Source organism: Kitasatospora hibisci (assembly GCF_043950205.1).
GTDB lineage: Bacteria > Actinomycetota > Actinomycetes > Streptomycetales > Streptomycetaceae > Kitasatospora > Kitasatospora hibisci.
The window spans coordinates 4,350,155-4,364,968 of record NZ_CP171642.1 but is presented as its reverse complement, the minus strand read 5'-3'; the positions used below and the strand labels follow the sequence as shown (position 1 = coordinate 4,364,968).

At 72.1% G+C, this 14,814-nt stretch carries 16 protein-coding genes and 4 pseudogenes; 5 read left to right on the top strand and 15 right to left on the bottom strand.

The window, feature by feature from the left end:
* Positions 1-57 precede the first annotated feature (57 nt).
* From ACF9IK_RS18875 to ACF9IK_RS18865, 3 genes are all read right to left on the bottom strand, one after another.
* Complete coding sequence (locus ACF9IK_RS18875; protein WP_395295355.1) at positions 58-471, bottom strand: PIN domain-containing protein; 414 nt, start codon at positions 469-471, stop codon at positions 58-60.
* Positions 453-737 (bottom strand): hypothetical protein, encoded by a 285-nt coding sequence (locus ACF9IK_RS18870; RefSeq protein ID WP_395295354.1) that lies wholly within the window; start codon positions 735-737, stop codon positions 453-455. Before ACF9IK_RS18870 ends, ACF9IK_RS18875 begins: the two co-directional genes overlap by 19 nt.
* Before the next feature lie 573 nt (positions 738-1,310).
* Positions 1,311-1,982 carry a class I SAM-dependent methyltransferase gene (locus ACF9IK_RS18865; RefSeq protein ID WP_395295353.1) on the bottom strand — a complete coding sequence of 224 codons (672 nt, stop codon included), beginning with the start codon at positions 1,980-1,982 and terminating at the stop codon, positions 1,311-1,313.
* Positions 1,983-2,056: 74 nt separating this feature from the next.
* Between ACF9IK_RS18865 and ACF9IK_RS18860 the strand changes: the two genes are divergently transcribed.
* Positions 2,057-2,986: a helix-turn-helix transcriptional regulator gene (locus tag ACF9IK_RS18860; RefSeq protein ID WP_395295352.1), complete on the top strand. Its 930-nt coding sequence runs from the start codon at positions 2,057-2,059 to the stop codon at positions 2,984-2,986.
* 385 nt (positions 2,987-3,371) lie between these two features.
* On the opposite strand, the gene ACF9IK_RS18855 is transcribed toward ACF9IK_RS18860, so the two are convergent.
* Both ACF9IK_RS18855 and ACF9IK_RS18850 read right to left on the bottom strand, forming a co-directional pair.
* On the bottom strand, positions 3,372-5,243 hold the full coding sequence (locus ACF9IK_RS18855; protein WP_395295351.1) for a glycoside hydrolase family 15 protein: 1,872 nt from the start codon (positions 5,241-5,243) through the stop codon (positions 3,372-3,374).
* A gap of 19 nt (positions 5,244-5,262) precedes the next feature.
* Positions 5,263-6,228 carry a zinc-binding dehydrogenase gene (locus ACF9IK_RS18850; protein WP_395298614.1) on the bottom strand — a complete coding sequence of 322 codons (966 nt, stop codon included), beginning with the start codon at positions 6,226-6,228 and terminating at the stop codon, positions 5,263-5,265.
* A gap of 423 nt (positions 6,229-6,651) precedes the next feature.
* Here ACF9IK_RS18850 and ACF9IK_RS18845 point away from each other — a divergent pair.
* Positions 6,652-6,834, top strand: a pseudogene (locus ACF9IK_RS18845) (ATP-binding protein); the annotation flags it as partial.
* Between the two features lie 70 nt (positions 6,835-6,904).
* Positions 6,905-6,997 (top strand): annotated as a pseudogene (locus ACF9IK_RS18840) (IS21-like element helper ATPase IstB); the annotation flags it as partial.
* Between the two features lie 206 nt (positions 6,998-7,203).
* Here the strand turns inward: ACF9IK_RS18840 and ACF9IK_RS18835 are convergent.
* Positions 7,204-7,644 (bottom strand): Imm7 family immunity protein, encoded by a 441-nt coding sequence (locus ACF9IK_RS18835; RefSeq protein ID WP_395295350.1) that lies wholly within the window; start codon positions 7,642-7,644, stop codon positions 7,204-7,206.
* 61 nt (positions 7,645-7,705) lie between these two features.
* On the opposite strand from ACF9IK_RS18835, the pseudogene ACF9IK_RS18830 reads away from it, so the two are divergent.
* A pseudogene (locus ACF9IK_RS18830) lies at positions 7,706-7,905 on the top strand (transposase); the annotation flags it as partial.
* Between the two features lie 139 nt (positions 7,906-8,044).
* Here ACF9IK_RS18830 and ACF9IK_RS18825 read toward each other — a convergent pair.
* The 6 genes from ACF9IK_RS18825 to ACF9IK_RS18800 all read right to left on the bottom strand — a co-directional run bounded on the left by ACF9IK_RS18825 (position 8,045) and on the right by ACF9IK_RS18800 (position 11,518).
* Entirely contained in the window at positions 8,045-8,479 is a 435-nt protein-coding gene (locus tag ACF9IK_RS18825; protein ID WP_395295349.1) for a YdeI/OmpD-associated family protein, read from the bottom strand.
* 11 nt (positions 8,480-8,490) lie between these two features.
* Positions 8,491-8,904, bottom strand: coding sequence for a VOC family protein (locus tag ACF9IK_RS18820; protein WP_395295348.1), 414 nt, complete (start codon positions 8,902-8,904; stop codon positions 8,491-8,493).
* Positions 8,905-8,980: 76 nt separating this feature from the next.
* Positions 8,981-9,640 (bottom strand): glyoxalase, encoded by a 660-nt coding sequence (locus ACF9IK_RS18815; protein WP_395295347.1) that lies wholly within the window; start codon positions 9,638-9,640, stop codon positions 8,981-8,983.
* A gap of 5 nt (positions 9,641-9,645) precedes the next feature.
* The gene (locus ACF9IK_RS18810; protein WP_395295346.1) at positions 9,646-10,173 is read right to left on the bottom strand and encodes a helix-turn-helix transcriptional regulator; all 528 of its coding nucleotides are present in this window, start codon (positions 10,171-10,173) and stop codon (positions 9,646-9,648) included.
* A 154-nt stretch (positions 10,174-10,327) separates the two neighbouring features.
* Positions 10,328-10,738: a VOC family protein gene (locus tag ACF9IK_RS18805; RefSeq protein WP_395295345.1), complete on the bottom strand. Its 411-nt coding sequence runs from the start codon at positions 10,736-10,738 to the stop codon at positions 10,328-10,330.
* A 309-nt stretch (positions 10,739-11,047) separates the two neighbouring features.
* Positions 11,048-11,518 carry a MarR family transcriptional regulator gene (locus tag ACF9IK_RS18800; RefSeq protein WP_395295344.1) on the bottom strand — a complete coding sequence of 157 codons (471 nt, stop codon included), beginning with the start codon at positions 11,516-11,518 and terminating at the stop codon, positions 11,048-11,050.
* Positions 11,519-11,646: 128 nt separating this feature from the next.
* Here ACF9IK_RS18800 and ACF9IK_RS18795 point away from each other — a divergent pair.
* A pseudogene (locus tag ACF9IK_RS18795) lies at positions 11,647-12,024 on the top strand (alpha/beta fold hydrolase); the annotation flags it as partial.
* Positions 12,025-12,155: 131 nt separating this feature from the next.
* Here the strand turns inward: ACF9IK_RS18795 and ACF9IK_RS18790 are convergent.
* The 3 genes from ACF9IK_RS18790 to ACF9IK_RS18780 all read right to left on the bottom strand — a co-directional run bounded on the left by ACF9IK_RS18790 (position 12,156) and on the right by ACF9IK_RS18780 (position 14,703).
* Positions 12,156-12,473 carry a hypothetical protein gene (locus tag ACF9IK_RS18790; RefSeq protein WP_395298798.1) on the bottom strand — a complete coding sequence of 106 codons (318 nt, stop codon included), beginning with the start codon at positions 12,471-12,473 and terminating at the stop codon, positions 12,156-12,158.
* A 144-nt stretch (positions 12,474-12,617) separates the two neighbouring features.
* The gene (locus ACF9IK_RS18785; RefSeq protein WP_395295343.1) at positions 12,618-13,556 is read right to left on the bottom strand and encodes an AraC family transcriptional regulator; all 939 of its coding nucleotides are present in this window, start codon (positions 13,554-13,556) and stop codon (positions 12,618-12,620) included.
* Positions 13,557-13,776: 220 nt separating this feature from the next.
* Positions 13,777-14,703: an NADP-dependent oxidoreductase gene (locus tag ACF9IK_RS18780; RefSeq protein WP_395295342.1), complete on the bottom strand. Its 927-nt coding sequence runs from the start codon at positions 14,701-14,703 to the stop codon at positions 13,777-13,779.
* Between the last annotated feature and the right edge of the window lie 111 nt (positions 14,704-14,814).

Here is a 14,814-nt window from a genome sequence, read left to right as displayed (position 1 = left end):
ACGGTGTGAAGGCCGCGGCCCTGCCTCCCGCCCGGCCCCGTCGTCGAACGGTAGCTGTCAGACGGCCACGAGACGGACGCGATCTCCGCAGAGCTTGGCCATGTCGTCGGTGTCCGACGTCAGCACGACGACCGGCCGCTGCTGCCGCAGAGCCATCTCGCCAACAGCGGCGTCGATCGCGTACTTGTGGCCATGAAGGCCTGCGGCGATCAGCATCGCGGAAGCCGCCCGAGCCTCCTCGTCACCCACCGGCACAATTCTCAGCCCGGACAGAATCCGCCGGAGGCGAGCCTGATCAGTACGGCCGTGCGCGGCTTCGATGATGGTCAAGGCGCTGATCACGACTTCCATGCCACGCTTCCGGGCCTCCGCGACCAGCGCGACGGCCGGCTCGTGGTCATTGATCAGCTTCGAGAGGCCCTCTGAATCGAGCACCAGGGTGCCTTCATGACTCAGCTTGCGACGGGCCATTCGCCCTCCTCGGCGAACACCTCGTCGAAGACCTGCCGGGCCCGGTCCTGCTCTGCCGCCGAGACCGGTCCCTTCCGACGTTCATAGTCGGCGAGGTACTCATCCAGGATCTGCCCTCGCAGCTCCCGCTCGACGGCTGCGGTGATGAACGCCGAGAACTCGCGCTTGCCCACCCGTTGGCGGATCGCCTCGGCCGTACCTTCAGGCAGGGAGAGGCTGACTCTGGTGGCCGGCCCTTCGCCGATGCTGTAGGGCATCTCAGTCATGAGCCCCAAATTATCAAAGAAGTAGGAATGCCGTCCCTGATCGCGATGCGCTTGTTCTGGCGGCAGTTCTGGTTGCGTCCACCCCTGTCCAGCACCGTCCAGCACCGTTCGAAGCCCGGCTGGCGGGTTGCTCCGCCGCAGGTCAGGACACCCACGACTGCCCCCGGACGGTCGGGCGAGCAGCTGGAGAGCGCGTTGGGGGCACCCTCACGAGTTCGAATCTCGTATCCCCCGCCTCCGCCCGCCTCCGCCCGCCTCCGCCCGCCTCCGCCCGCCTCCGCCCGCCTCCGCCCGCCTCCGCCCGCCTCCGCCCGCCAGGGCAAACGAAGGCCCGGACCACTCGGTACGGGCCTTCGTCGTCTCGACGCCCGGCCCTTGGGGGTGCAGCCGGCGCAGCGCCGTAGCAGCGGTCACCTCCGCCGGCGAGCGGGGCAACCGGCGGGCGCAAGGCGAGCACGAACCGCGTCGGATCCCCCCTTCAGAGGCACCCGCGCTCGCCGGCCCAGCAGAGCTCACGAACGCGGCACCTCGGATCACGAGCACGCTGCTTCCTCAGCGACACCGGGTCGGGTCTCAGGCGCGAGTGGCCCGGTAGAAGGTGATCTCTCCCATGACCGGGTGGCGGCGCGCGGCGACCGCCTCGCAGGCGAAACCGGCCTCGGCCAGCAGGCGCTGGAGGCCGCCGCCGGCGTTGTCGGCCAAGTGCCCGGCTTTGACCATGCGTCGAGCCATGAAGCCGTGCATGCCGCCCTGCGGCCCGGCGAAGTCCACCACGTGCAGGGACCCGCCCGGGCGCAGCACGCGCAGCGCCTCTGCGGCCGCCGCCGTCTTGGTGTCGCGGTCGAGGTGGTGCAGCATCAGCGCGGACAGCACCCGGTCGAAGGAGCCGTCGGGGTAGTGCAGCGCCTGCGCGTAGCCGCGTTCGAAATGGATTCCGTCGAGGCCGCGCGCCTTGCGCTGCGCGCGGGCCAGCGCGAGCGGATCGGGGTCGGAGCCGACCACCTCGACGCCCGGGCGGGATCGCTTGGCGAGGACGGCCAGGTTGCCGGTGCCGCAGCCGATCTCGAGCAGGCGCTGGCCCTCGGTGGGGTCGGCCTGCTCGATCAGCGTGCGGTGCAGTCCGGGAACGCCCAGCAGGGCGGTGAGCCGGTCGTAGAGCGGCAGGAAGGCGTCGCGGCCGGCCGCAGGCAGGTAGTCGCGGCGCGGGGCGGTGGCTGCAGCTGTGGTGGGATGATTTTTCGCCATGTCCTCCATGCTGATTGCTTGGCTTCCAGGCTGGTCAGTCGTTTCTTGACAGAAGTAGGACTATCTTCGGCAGCATGACCGAGATGGCAAGGGCGGTCCGTCTCCACGCCGGCGTACCCGTCTACCAGTACCGGACGGACCCGGCGACACCGCCGGTCTCCGTGCTCCGCTTCGGACCGCACTCGCACCCTGGGTACGACCAGCGCCACATCCACGACTTCCCGGTGCTCGTGTACGTCGAGCGCGCCGCGCCGCCGTCACCCGGTGCTCCCGGTGCTCCTGATCTGCCGGGCGATCCGGTCGCGGACGGCGACGCTTTCGTGGTCGCCCAGGGCGCGGTAGTCCACCCGAGGGCCGTCGCCGCGCTCACGGCGGGGACGGGGCTGTTCTTCGACCCGACCGCTCTCGGCGGCGACGAGCGGGCGGCGTGGCCGTCCTGGCGGGCTCACCCGCTGCTGCTGCCCTTCCTCCACCAGATCCCGGGCGGCCTGCTGCGCGTACGGGTTCCGCCCGCCCGGCGGCCGAGGTGGGCGGCCACTATCGGCGCGATCGAAACGGAGCTCGCCGACCAGCAGGACGGCTACCGGCAAGCCGCGCTCGCGCACCTGACGCTGCTGCTCGTCGACGTCGCCCGACTGGCCACCGATGTGGTCGGCGATCTGCGCCGCAGCAACGAACCCCTGCTCGCCGAGGTCTTCGAAGTGATCGAGCGACGCTTCACCGAACCGCTGTCGCTGCGCGAGGTGGCCGACAGCATCGGGATGACGCCGGGCCACCTGACCACCGTGGTCCGCCGCCGCACCGGCCGGACCGTCGTCGGGTGGATCACCGAGCGCCGCCTCACCGAGGCACGCCGACTGCTGACCGGCACCGATCTGCCCGTCGGCGAGATCGCCCGCCGCGTGGGCCTGCCCGACGCCGGCTACTTCGCCCGGGTGTTCCGTGCCGGACACGCCGTCACGCCACGCGAGTACCGCGCGGGCTTCACTTCCACCGAGGCATAGGGCCTCTGCACTCCGCTGCGACACGTCGAGGCATCAGCCGGGCAGCTGCGTCGGCTGGAAGCAACCGGCACGGCTGCGGCCGAGCAGCCGCCTGGCCTCGGTTCTGGTCTCCTTCACCCCCGTCCGGCCAGGTTCAGCCGTTGCTGGACGCTCGCTCCACCACAGGTCAGAACGCCATGACGCTCACGCAGAGACCGGTGGCAGGGACCGAACGGGCCCAGGCCGCAACAGCCCGAGCCGGCTTCGGCCGAGTGGTGATCTCGGCGACCACGTTGGCGTCGAGGGGGTGCGCGGTTCGCGCGGCGGCAGACATGCCGAGAGGTGGCGGGTCCGTGCCGCGCCGCTGCGAAGGCCGCACGGCCCGGGATCATGGGCTCGTCGGCGCTCACCCGAGCTGGCGGTCCAGATTGAAGGCGGCACTGATCAGCGCCAGGTGTGTGAAGGCCTGGGGGAAGTTGCCGAGCTGCTCGCCGGTCGGCCCGATCTCCTCGGAGTACAGCCCGACGTGGTTCGCATAGGTGAGCATCTTCTCGAAGGCCAGCCGCGCCTCGTTGAGCCGCCCGGCCCGGGCAAGCGCCTCCACCCACCAGAAGGAGCACATCGAGAAGGTCGCCTCCTCGCCGGTGAGTCCGTCGGGCGACGCATCCGCCTTGTAGCGGTAGACGAGGCTGTCGGAGACCAGCTCGGCGGTGATGGCGTCGAGCGTGGAGACCCAACGCGGGTCGGTCGGCGCGATGAACTTGCACAGGGGCATGAGCAGCAGGGAGGCGTCGAGGACCTCGGTGTCGAAGTGCTGGACGAACGCCCGGCGACCGGGATGCCAGCCACGCTCCATGATCTGGTTGTAGATGCTGTCCCGGACCGCCGTCCAGCGCAGGAGGTCGGCAGGCAGGCCCCGCTGGCGGGCGATCCGGATCGCCCGCTCGACCGCGACCCAGCTCATCAGCCGGGAGTACGTGTAGTCCCGGCGGCCGGCGCGGGTCTCCCAGATCCCCTCGTCGGGCTGGTCCCAGTGGTCCATCAGCCATTCGAGGTTGCGGGTGAGCTCCATCCAGCCGTCGTGGTACAGGAGCCGCCCGTACTTGTTGCAGAGGTAGACGGAGTCCATCAGCTCGCCGTAGATGTCGAGCTGCAACTGGGTCGCCGCCTCGTTGCCGATCCGCACCGGCGCCGAGCCCATGTAGCCCTCCAGGTGCGGAAGTTCCTCCTCGGGGAGCTCCTCGCGCCCGTCGATGCCGTACATGATCTGCAGCGGGCCGGACTCACGGTCGGCCGAGTGGCGGAAGCGCCCCTCCAGCCACTCCATGAACGCACCGGCCTCGTCGGTGAACCCGAGCCTGAGCAGCCCGTAGAGGGAGAAGGCGGCATCGCGGATCCAGGTGTAGCGGTAGTCCCAGTTCCGTGTGCCGCCGAGCTCCTCCGGCAGGCTCGTGGTGGGGGCGGCCACGATCGCGCCGGTGGGTGCATAGGTGAGCAGCTTCAGCGTGAGCGCCGAGCGGTGCACCGTCTCGCGCCAGCGTCCGTTGTAGCGCGAGCGGCTCAGCCAACGTCGCCAGAACGCCACGGTGGCGTCGAACTCGGCGGTGATGTCGGCATCGGAGCAGGGCACCGGCGTCTCCCCGGGCTCGACGCGGTCGAGCACGAAGGTGGCCGTCTCCCCTGCCCGGACGGCGATGCGCGCGCGGACGTCGCCGTCGTCGGACTTCTCCAGCGGGCAGCCCGTCGAAAGGCTGAGCTCCAGCTCGGGAGAGCGGAAGTGCGCGCCGTACGGGGTGAGCGCGACCTCGTGGCGGGCGCGCGCGTAGTCGAAGCGGGGGACGACGTCGACGACGAATCGCATCTGCCCGCGTACGGCGAGCACCCGGCGGATCACGCGGTGGCGGTGCGTCGCCTCGCCGGAACGCGGCGGAGGCATGAAGTCCTGCACCTCCCCCACTCCGTCGGGCATCAGGAAGCGCGTGATGAGGACGTTGGTGTCGGGGAGGTAGAGCTGCTTGGAGCTCCAGCCGTCGCAGTCGGGCGAGATACGGAACAGGCCCCCGTGGTCTGCGTCGAGGATCGCCGCGAAGACGCTCGGCGAGTCGAAGTGCGGGCAGCAGAACCAGTCGATCGTCCCGTCGGTGCCGACGAGCGCGACAGTGTGCATGTCGCCGATCAGGCCGTGCTCGGCGATGGGCAGGTAGCGCGCCTGCGGCGCCCGTCGAACTCCACCGGACACGACCCGCCCTCCTCGACCGGCACGGTCCTCGCACGCCATCAGCGGGCGTCCTCCTCGCTCATGGCACGAGCACGAGCTTTCCCTTCTCCGCCGAGGTCTCAAGCAGCTCGTGAGCGTGCCGGGCCTCGGACAGCGGCAGGCGCTCGGCCACGACCGGGTGGATCTCACCCCGACGGAGCAACTCGACCAGCGCGTGGAAGTCCTCCCGGAACCACTGCGGGTAGCGGGGCTCGCCACCCACTGCTCCGGGCCGCTGCTGAGCAGCGTCGCGGAACCTCTGGATCCGATACGAGAACGCCTTCCGGCGGGGTGAGAACTTGGCCCAGAGCCAGAGAGCCGCGATCGACGCGTACCACTCGATCACCGCCGACCAGTTCTTGTGCCCGTGCGACAGCGTCGAGTAGCGACCGAACACGACGAGCCTTCCGCCGGGCCGCAGCGCCCGGAAGGAGCGCAGCGACAGTGGGCCACCGAGCGAGTCGAGCACGACGTCCACGCCACCGGCCGTCTCGCGCACGCGGGCCAGGAAGTCTTCGTTCTGGTAGTCGATCGCCACCGCGCCGAGGCGCTCGACCGCAGCGCGGTCGCGCCCTGCAGCGGTCCCGTACTGGTGGAGCCCGGCCAGCGCCCCGAGCTCCAGGGCCGCGGTGCCGACTCGGCCGGCCGCACCGTGCACGAGCACCGTCTCGCCGCTCTTCACCTTCGCCGTGCGGTGCAGCACCTGGTAGGCGGTCATGTAGGGGAAGAGGAGGCTCAGGGCTTCCGCCGGGTCGAGGTCCTCGGGGACCTCGACGGCTCCGGCCTCGGGCACGCAGACGCGCTCGGCGTCGGCGCCCCACACCGTCAGCGCGCCGATGCGGTCTCCCACGTGCAGCCGCGAGCAGTCCGGCCCGAGCTCTTCGACGACGCCGACCAGCTCGTAGCCGGGTGTGAACGGTGGCTTCGGAGCACCCGGAATATACGTGCCGGCGCGCAGTTGGGCGTCCGTGAACGAAACGCCGGCAGCCAGCACCCTGACGCACACCTCACCCGGTCCCGGACGGGGATCCTCGTCCTCGACCACCCTCAAGACCTCGGGCCCGCCGAAATGGTCAACCGTGACACGCTTCACTCTTTCAGGCTAAGCAGGCCGCTCTGCCCACGCATCCGCTCGCCTCGGTGGAACTCGCGGCGCACGGCCTCGTCGGTGGTCTCATCCGCTACCGTCCGGCGCAGTCCGGACCCTCGGTGTGAGCGCCGTCGGGCACGGTGATGAACGGGACCGGACAAGGGCGGACCAGGGCACGCGGAGCCGGAGAGTGCGGCGGGGACGGCCCTCCACGACCCGGCCCGGCGGATCGGCGCCGCCGCGTCCGTCGTCGCACACCGACACCCTCACCACGCCGGTGTCCTGGTCGATCGCCACCTCGATCCGGGTGGCCCCGGCGTGCTTGGCCGCACCGAGCGGATGTCCCTGACCACGGCGCTGGAGTGGTTGCTGGAGATCGAGGTGAAGGCGACCGAGGCCCGCAAGCTGGTCTCCCGGATGCGCTTCGCCTGCCTGCCCGAGCCCTGGACGCTGAACGACTTCGACCTCGCCGCCCAGCCCGGAGTCGACGAGAAGCTGATCCGCGACCTGGCCACCCTGCGCTTCCTCGACAACACCTCCAACGTCCTGTTCGTCGGGCGTCGGGCGCCGGGCGCCGGGCGCCGGCAAGACCGTGCTCGCCATCGCGCTCGCCCGCTCGGCGGTCGAGGCCGGCCACCGCGTCTACTTCACCACCGCCGCCGAACTCGCCGCCGAGTGCCGCAAGACCGCGATCGAGGGCCGCTGGTCGACCTGCATGCGCTTCTTCGCCGGCCCCAGGCTCCTCGGATCGACGAACTCGGCTACCTCCCGCTGCCCGGGGACGGGGCCCCGCCCTGTTCCAGGTGATCAACCAGCGGTATCTGAAGTCCAGCACCATCCTGACGACCAACGTCGGCATCGCCCTGCGACGGGCCTGACCGACCTCACGTCCTACCCCCGGAACGGATCCTCCAGCACGGGGATGCAGGGCGACAGTAGCGAATCCGCGTGCTCGCTCACCTGCCCGCGGACCATCTTGATGACGAGGACCTCGTTCTCACGACCGGGGTCCTCGTCATCACGCACATGCAGCAGCCCATAGGAACCCGGCGCCCGCTCACCGACCTCGCGGAAGAACACCGGGATCCCCGCGTCACGGTGGTTCGCGAGGCCGCCGAAGTGAACGAACACCTCCCCGTTCATCCACCGCAGATCAAAGTGAACGAACACCTCCCCGTTCATCCACCGCAGATCAAGCAGATAACGGCTGTCGATCTCCCGGATGCGCTCCTCGATACCCTCGACAACCAGCCGGAAACGGTCGTCGTTGTGCTCCTCATCGTCGGCGTCGGCGTTCTCCAGAACCTTGATCCAGCCGTGGTACTCGAACATGCGCTGCAGCCTACTGAGCATCCGAGCGCCGCCGCCGTGGTCCCGGCCTACGTCTGCGACCGACCCGGCCAGCCCCTGGCGGCGCGGCTCCAACGAGAACACGAACGGCCTGCTGCGACTTCCCCAAGGGCACCGACCTGCCGGGAAGGGCACCGACCTGTCGGGCTACAGCCCCGAGCACCTGACCACGTCGCCGACCAGCTCAGCCGCCGCCCACGCAGAACGCTCGGCTGGGAAACCCCGGCCGAGCGTCTGGCTGAAACCCCTCGCGGCCCGGACAACCGACCACGTGTTGCCACGACCCCGAGAAACCACCCGGCGGTCCGGGCCTTCGTCGCCTGCCCGCGTCCTGCTCGTTTCCCGGCCCGGCGCACCGCGGCGCCGGAGCCCTCGTCCAGGTTCAGCCCCGCAGGGCGGCGACGGCCTTCTCGATGCGCCGCCGGCGCGTCTCGGGCCTCTTCGCGTTCTCGACGGCGCGCACGTGTTCACGCTTGCGGCTGTCGGTGAGAGCGTCGTAGGCGGCGCGGGCGGCCGGGTCGCCGTCGAGGGCCCGGGCGAAGTCCACGGGCTCGACGACGACGCGCGGCTCGGTGTCGAGCTCCAAGTCGACCTCGACCTCGTCGCCCGTCGCGACACCGGCGGCCTGCCGGTTGGCGTTGCTGAGGCCGAGCAGGTGACGGCCGCGCAGGACGGCGACGCGGCTCGTCCAACGATGCCCGTTGACGGTGATCGTCACCGGCGGTCGTGCGCCCCCGCCGAGCGCCCCGACCACCTCGGGCGGAACCTCCAGTCCCCGCATGGGCTCGGGCGGCTCGACGAGGGTGCGGAACCTCACGGCGTGCTCCTTCACTCCGCGTAGGGCTGGTCGGCGCCCTGGGCGCTGTAGCCGAGGCTCCAGACGTAGCCGTCCGGGTCGGCGAAGGTGCCGCCGTACCCGCCCCAGGGCAGGGCACCGGCAGGCTTGAGGATCTCGGCACCGGCCTTCGCGGCCTCCGCCATCACCTCGTCGACCCGCGACTCACTGCGGACGACGTAGGTGAGGACCAGCCCGCTGAAGCCGCTGCCGTCCGCGCTCGTGCCCACCTGGTCGGCAAGGCCTTCGCGGCTGTAGAAGCCGACGGGCGAGGCGCCGTCCGACTCGAAGAACACCGAGATGCCGTAGTCGCTCTGGATCTTCCAGCCGAGTCCCTCGGTGTAGAACCGCTTGGCGGCCTCCATGTCCCGGACGCCCAGCAGGATCGAGCTCACGTGCGCCTTCATGTCGTTTCTCCGTTCGTTCGAGGTGTACGTACTGCATGAACCGTCAGGTCGGGCGCCGTGGCGACGCCGTGGGGGGTCAGGACGGCATGGGAGCGGGCTGCGCGGCGGCCTCCCAGGCGAAGCCGTCCGGGTCGGTGAAGGTCCCGGTGGTGCTGCCGAGGGCGATGCGGTGCGAGCCGGTGCCGTCGACGGGGACGCCGAGGTCCTTGGCCAGGGCGCGACGCTTGTACAGCGCCAGCTTGACGGGGCTGGCGGTGCCGGGCGCGAACTCGGTGTACTTGCCGCCGAAGCTCCTGGCCACGGTCAGACCCCGGCCGACGTAGAACTGCTTGGTGGCCTTCACGTCCTCGACGCCGAGGAGCAGGACCAGGTCGTCGATCTCGCGGGTGGCGGGGCCGGTGTCCTTCTTCGCCGAGGTCGCGATCTTCCAGATCGTCCCGTCCGGGGCCTGGACGACACCGCCGTAGCCCCACAGCGACTTCGCGGCGGGCTTCAGCACCGTGGCGCCCGCCTCCACCGCTGCGGTGAAGAAGCCGTCGACGGTGGCCGGCCCGGACACCGTCAGCGCCAGGGTGAAGCCGCGGAATCCGGCGGAGTGCCCCTCCGACGCCCGCAGGCGGATGTGCTCGTCCACGCCGAAGGCGGTGTAGAAGCGGCGGGCGGCATCGGGGTCGGCCACCTCAAGGGTGACGGAGGCGATGGACGTGGGGGCTGCGGTGGAAGCGGTGGTTGCCATGACCATCACGCTAGGGGCTGCCCGGCGGCCGGGGCTTCTCGATTCCTGACCGGTCGTGCGACCTGCTTCGCGACGCACGCCGGCATCCCCTCCACCGTGATCGTCGGGCCCGCCGCACCGCCCGTACCCGCGGCATCGGGCTCGGCGGCCACTGCGGCTGCCGCTGCGGCGGCCGCCTGGCGCCGGAAGGCCCCGGGCGGCATGCCGACCAGCTCGGTGAAGCGGGTGGTGAACGTGCCCAGCGACGCGCAGCCGACCGCGAAGCAGACCTCGGTGACGCTGAGGTCGCCCCGCCTCAGCAGCGCCGCCGCCCGCTCGATGCGACGCGTCATCAGATACGCGTACGGCGACTCACCGTAGGCCGCGCGGAACTGCCGACTCAGGTGCCCGGAGGACATGTGCACCTCGCGGGCGAGCTCCTCCACGTTCAGCGGCTGCGCGTACTCCCTGTCGATCCGGTCGCGGACGCGGCGCAGGCGCGCGAGATCGTCCAGGCGCTGCGCCTGTGCACGCCGCCATTCAGGCCTGCCCATGAGAACCCTCCCCGTTCGTCGTTCGTCTTCCCGTCCCCCGGACGTCCACGAGCGTCCGGGGTCGCCGCCCCGGCGGGAACCCCGGACGCTCGGCGGTGTCCGGCTCACGGCCGGTTCGGCGAGGCCCGCACGGCCGCACCGGTACCCGCAGAGATCAGCGCCGCTCCTGGATGCGGACCAGGTTGCCCGCGGGGTCGCGGAAGGCGCAGTCACGGACGCCGTACGGCTGCTCGGTCGGCTCCTGGACGACCTCGGTGTCACCGGCCTGCACCTTCTCGAACGTGGCGTCGAGGTCCGGGGTCGCCAGCAGGATCCAGCCGTACGTGCCCTTGGCCATCATCTCGGTGATCGTGCGCCGCTCGTCCTCGGTGATGCCGGGATCGGCGGCCGGCGGCGCCAGCAGGATCGACGTGCCGGGCTGACCGGCCGGGCCGACCGTGATCCACCGCATCCGGCCCTGCCCGACATCGCTGCGGACCTCGAAGCCGAGGACGTCGCGGTAGAAGGCGAGCGACGCGTCCGGGTCGTCGTGCGGGAGGGCAGTCGTGTGAATGGTGATGTCCATGGTGGGCAGGCTAGGCGCTGGTCCGTGGGCGGCGCTTCTCGATTCCTGCTCGATTCCCGCTCGATTCCCGCTCTGCTCCTGCCCGATGCGGACCGGTTCGTCCCGCTCCGGGCCGGTGCGGCGGGGCTCGCCGCGGTCTGGCTCCCGGTCCGCTGCTCGCCGCTCCGGACCACCCGTCACCTGCCCGGTCCCCGCCCTGCCGCTCCTGCGCCCACGAGGCCGCCGAAGCCCCCCACATCACGTCCGAGGACGCCCTGCCCCGGCCGCCCGCCCAACGACGGCCCGGACAGGACCGGCCGCGGGCGGGCCCTACCGGCCCGCGCCGGGCGCCGGGTCCTGCGGGCTGTGGGGCAGGAGGTGGCGGGCGAGGACGTCCAGGGCCGCGGTGACCTCACCGAGCCGCCGGGGGTCCTCGGTGCCGAGCGCGGCGCTGAGAACACGCTCGATGCCGGCGGCGCGGACCTGGGCGACGCGGTCGGACGCGTCGGCGGCCTGCCTGACCAGGACGCGGCGGCGGTCGGCGGGGTCGGCGGCCGTCACCACCGAACCGGCCTCCTTGAGGCGAGCCACGGCGGTGGAGACCTGGCTCTGCGGGAGGCCGGTCCGCGAGGCGATCTCACCGACCGCGCTGTCCGGGTGGGCGGCGATGTCACTGGCCACGATCAGGACCAGCCGGGCACTGCCGGCGTAGCGGCCGGCGCCGCCGGGGGGCTCCGGCAGCGCGTCCTCGCCGAGCTTCATCAGGGCCCGGCCCAGCAGGAACAGCTCCACTCCGTTCATGGCCGGGAGCGTACATCGGATTCGATTCATCGAGATCAATGGATCCGGCAGGCCCCGGGGGCGCGAAGCGCCCGCCTTGATACATCCATCTCAATACATCTAGACAGATGCATCTCCTTCGATGAATCATGGTGGAGCACCGGGCGGCGGACGGACCGCCGGCCCGGCGAAGGGGGACCACCATGCCCGGCACCACGCACCCGACCACCGGCACCCTGGCCGTCGCCGGCGCCGTTCTGCACTACCAGGTCAGCGGCAGCGGGCCGATGCTGCTCATCTCGCAGAGCGGCGAGGGGGACGCCGACCGCAGCGTCGACCTGGTCACCGCGCTCACGGACGCCTTCACCGTGGTGACCTACGACCGCCGGGGCCTGTCCCGCAGCCGGCTGACCGAGCCGGACCGCGGGGCGACCCTCGTCGAGCACGCCGACGACGTCCACCGCCTGCTCACCGCCCTCACCGACGAGCCGGTGCTCATGCTCGGCTGCAGCCTCGGCGCCGTCATCGGCCTCCACGCGGCCCAGCGGCACCCGGGGCTGATCGGCACCCTGATCGCCCACGAGCCCGTCGCACCCCGCCTGCTGCCCGCCGACCAGCGCGCGGGCCACGAGCGGGAGCTGGCCCACCTCCAGGACCTCTACCGGCGCGAGGGGCTGCGACGTTCCCGGAGATCGCCCGGGTCCTGGGCATCGACCCGGCCGGTCCGGACCGCGAGGCCGGCCTCACCCCGCAGCCCCTCGACGAGCAGCGCCTCGCCAACTTCGACCACTTCGTCCGGCACGACTTCAGCGCGATCATCCAGGACACCCTCGACCCGGCCGGCCTGCGCGGGACCGGCACCCGCATCCTCCCGGCCGTCGGACTCACCACGCCCCGCGAGGTCTTCGACGTCCAGTGCGCCCTGGCCCTCGCCGGCCTCCTCGGCACCGAGGCGCTGGAGCTGCCCGGCGGCCACAACGGGAACACCACCCACCCCCGGGCCTACGCGGCCCGCATCCGCGAGATCCTGGGCACCTCCGACTGACCCGACCCCGCCGCCCGAGGCCCCGGCACCCGGTCCCAAGCACCCGCGCCCCGGCACCCGCGCCCCGGCACCCGCTCAGGCAGCGACCCTGACCTCCCGTCGGTAGCCGCCCGGCGCCCGGCCGAACTCACGCTTGAACGCCTTCGCGAACGCGTACTCGGAGCCGTACCCGGCCTGGGCGGCCACCGCGGTCAGCGGGGCCTCCGACTCGCGCAGCAGCCGGGCCGCGGTGGTGAGGCGCCACCGGGTCAGGTAGGCCATCGGCGGCTCGCCCACCATCGCGGCGAACCGCCGGGCGAAGGCCGCCCGCGACAGGCCCACCCGCCGGGCCAGCGACTCCACCGTCCACGGGGTCGCCGGGTCCTCGTGGATGGCGGCCAGGGCCGGCGCGACCGCGGAGTCGCCCAGCGCGGCGGCCCACCCGCCAGCGGCCGCCGCGGGCTGGTCGTCGAGCCAGGCCCGCAGGATGTAGAGCAGCAGCGAGTCGATCAGGGCCGGGACGATGCCGGTCGACCCGAGGCGCGGGTTCTCCAGCTCCACCCCGAGGAGCTGGACGGCGGCGCTCAGCTCGGGGTGCCGGCCGTGCCCGGTGGTCAGGTGGACGACCTCGGGCAGCTGGCGGACCAGCGGGTGCGGACGGCCCTTGTCCAGGTGGTAGTTGCCGCACAGCAGGCTGGTGCGGGCGCCGTCGCCGCCGAGCGTCACGGTGCCGATCGGCCCCGTCGGGCGGTACAGGTCGGGACGCTCGGGCTCGGCCGGGGTGGACGGGTGGTCGGCCAGGATGTGGCCGCTGCCGGCCCGCAGGAAGACCACGTCCCCGGGGCTGAGCGCGATCGGCTCGGTGCTGGAGGCGCAGCCGAGCGGGATCAGCCAGCAGGTGCCGTGCAGCACCACGTGGAAGCCGGCTCCGGCGACCGGCGGGAGGCGCAGGCCCCAGGGGGCCCGGCCCTCGGTACGCACCGACGTGGGCAGCCCCGTCCGCATCGAGCTCAGTGCCTCGGTCAGGATGTCCAACGACCTTCCCCCGTCATCCGTTTGTCCACGGTCCGCCGCGGTCCGCCCCCACCTTAGGGGCTGGCATCACCGGCCCCCGGTCCGTGTCCGGGCCGCCCGCCCGTCCCCGGTCGCCCCGGCACGCCCGGCCTCCGCCCGGCCTCCGCCCGTCCCCCGAGCGGGCGGAGGCCCGGCCCTGCGTCCGTCCGGGCCCGCACCCCCGCCCCCGTGGGAGCGCCGCTCAGGCGACGGTCAGCACGACCTTGCCCTGCACCCGGCCCGAGCCGACCAGCTCGTGCGCCTTGCCGGCCTCCGCGAGCGGGAAGGTCGCAGTGACGTGCGGGCGGATCCGGCCCTCGTCGACCAGCGCGGCGATGGCCTCCAGCGAGGCGTAGTCGGGCTCGACGGAGACGCCCGCGAAGCGCCGGCCGGCCTCCTCGATCTTCGCGGCGAGCTCCGTGTTCCAGTGCTCCATGATGCTGACCAGGGTGCCGCCCGGCTTCAAGACCTCCAGGGCCCGGACGCCCTCGGAGGAGGAGTCGAAGACCACGTCGACGTCGGCGACCGCCTCGGTGTAGTCGGTGGTCCGGTAGTCGATCACCTCGTCCGCGCCCAGACCGCGCACGAAGTCGTGCTTGGCCTCGCTCGCCAGCGCGATGACGTGGGCGCCGCGGGCCTTGGCGATCTGGACGGCGAAGTGGCCGACGCCGCCGGCGGCGCGGTGGATCAGTACGCGCTGGCCCTCGGTCAGCCCGGCCGCGTCGACCAGGCCCTGCCAGGCGGTGAGCGCGGCCAGCGGGAGCGCGGCGGCCTGCACGTGGTCGAGCGTGGCGGGCTTGCGGGCCACCTGCCGCGAGGGGACGGCGACGTAGTCGGCGTAGCCGGTGGCGGCGCGGGGGAAGAACGGCATCCCGAAGACCTCGTCGCCGGGCTTGAACCGGGCGCCGGGACCGGCCTCCTCGACGACGCCGGAGATGTCCCAGCCGACCCCGTACGGCGGCTCTCCGAGCAGCGGGTAGGCTCCCGAACGGACTCCCACGTCCACCGGGTTGACGCTGCTGGCGTGGACCCGGACGAGGACCTCGGCGCCGAGCGGGGCAGGGCGCTCGGTCTCGACCACCTCCAGCACCTCGGGGCCGCCGAAGGACTTCTGGATGACTGCGCGCATGGGAGGACTGCCTCTCGCTCGGTCCGGCCCCCGTCGGCCCGGCTCCTGATGTCCTCAACTCTAGGAAGATCGGACGAGCCGCTGAATATCCTTCAGTCTTCGGAAGATGTC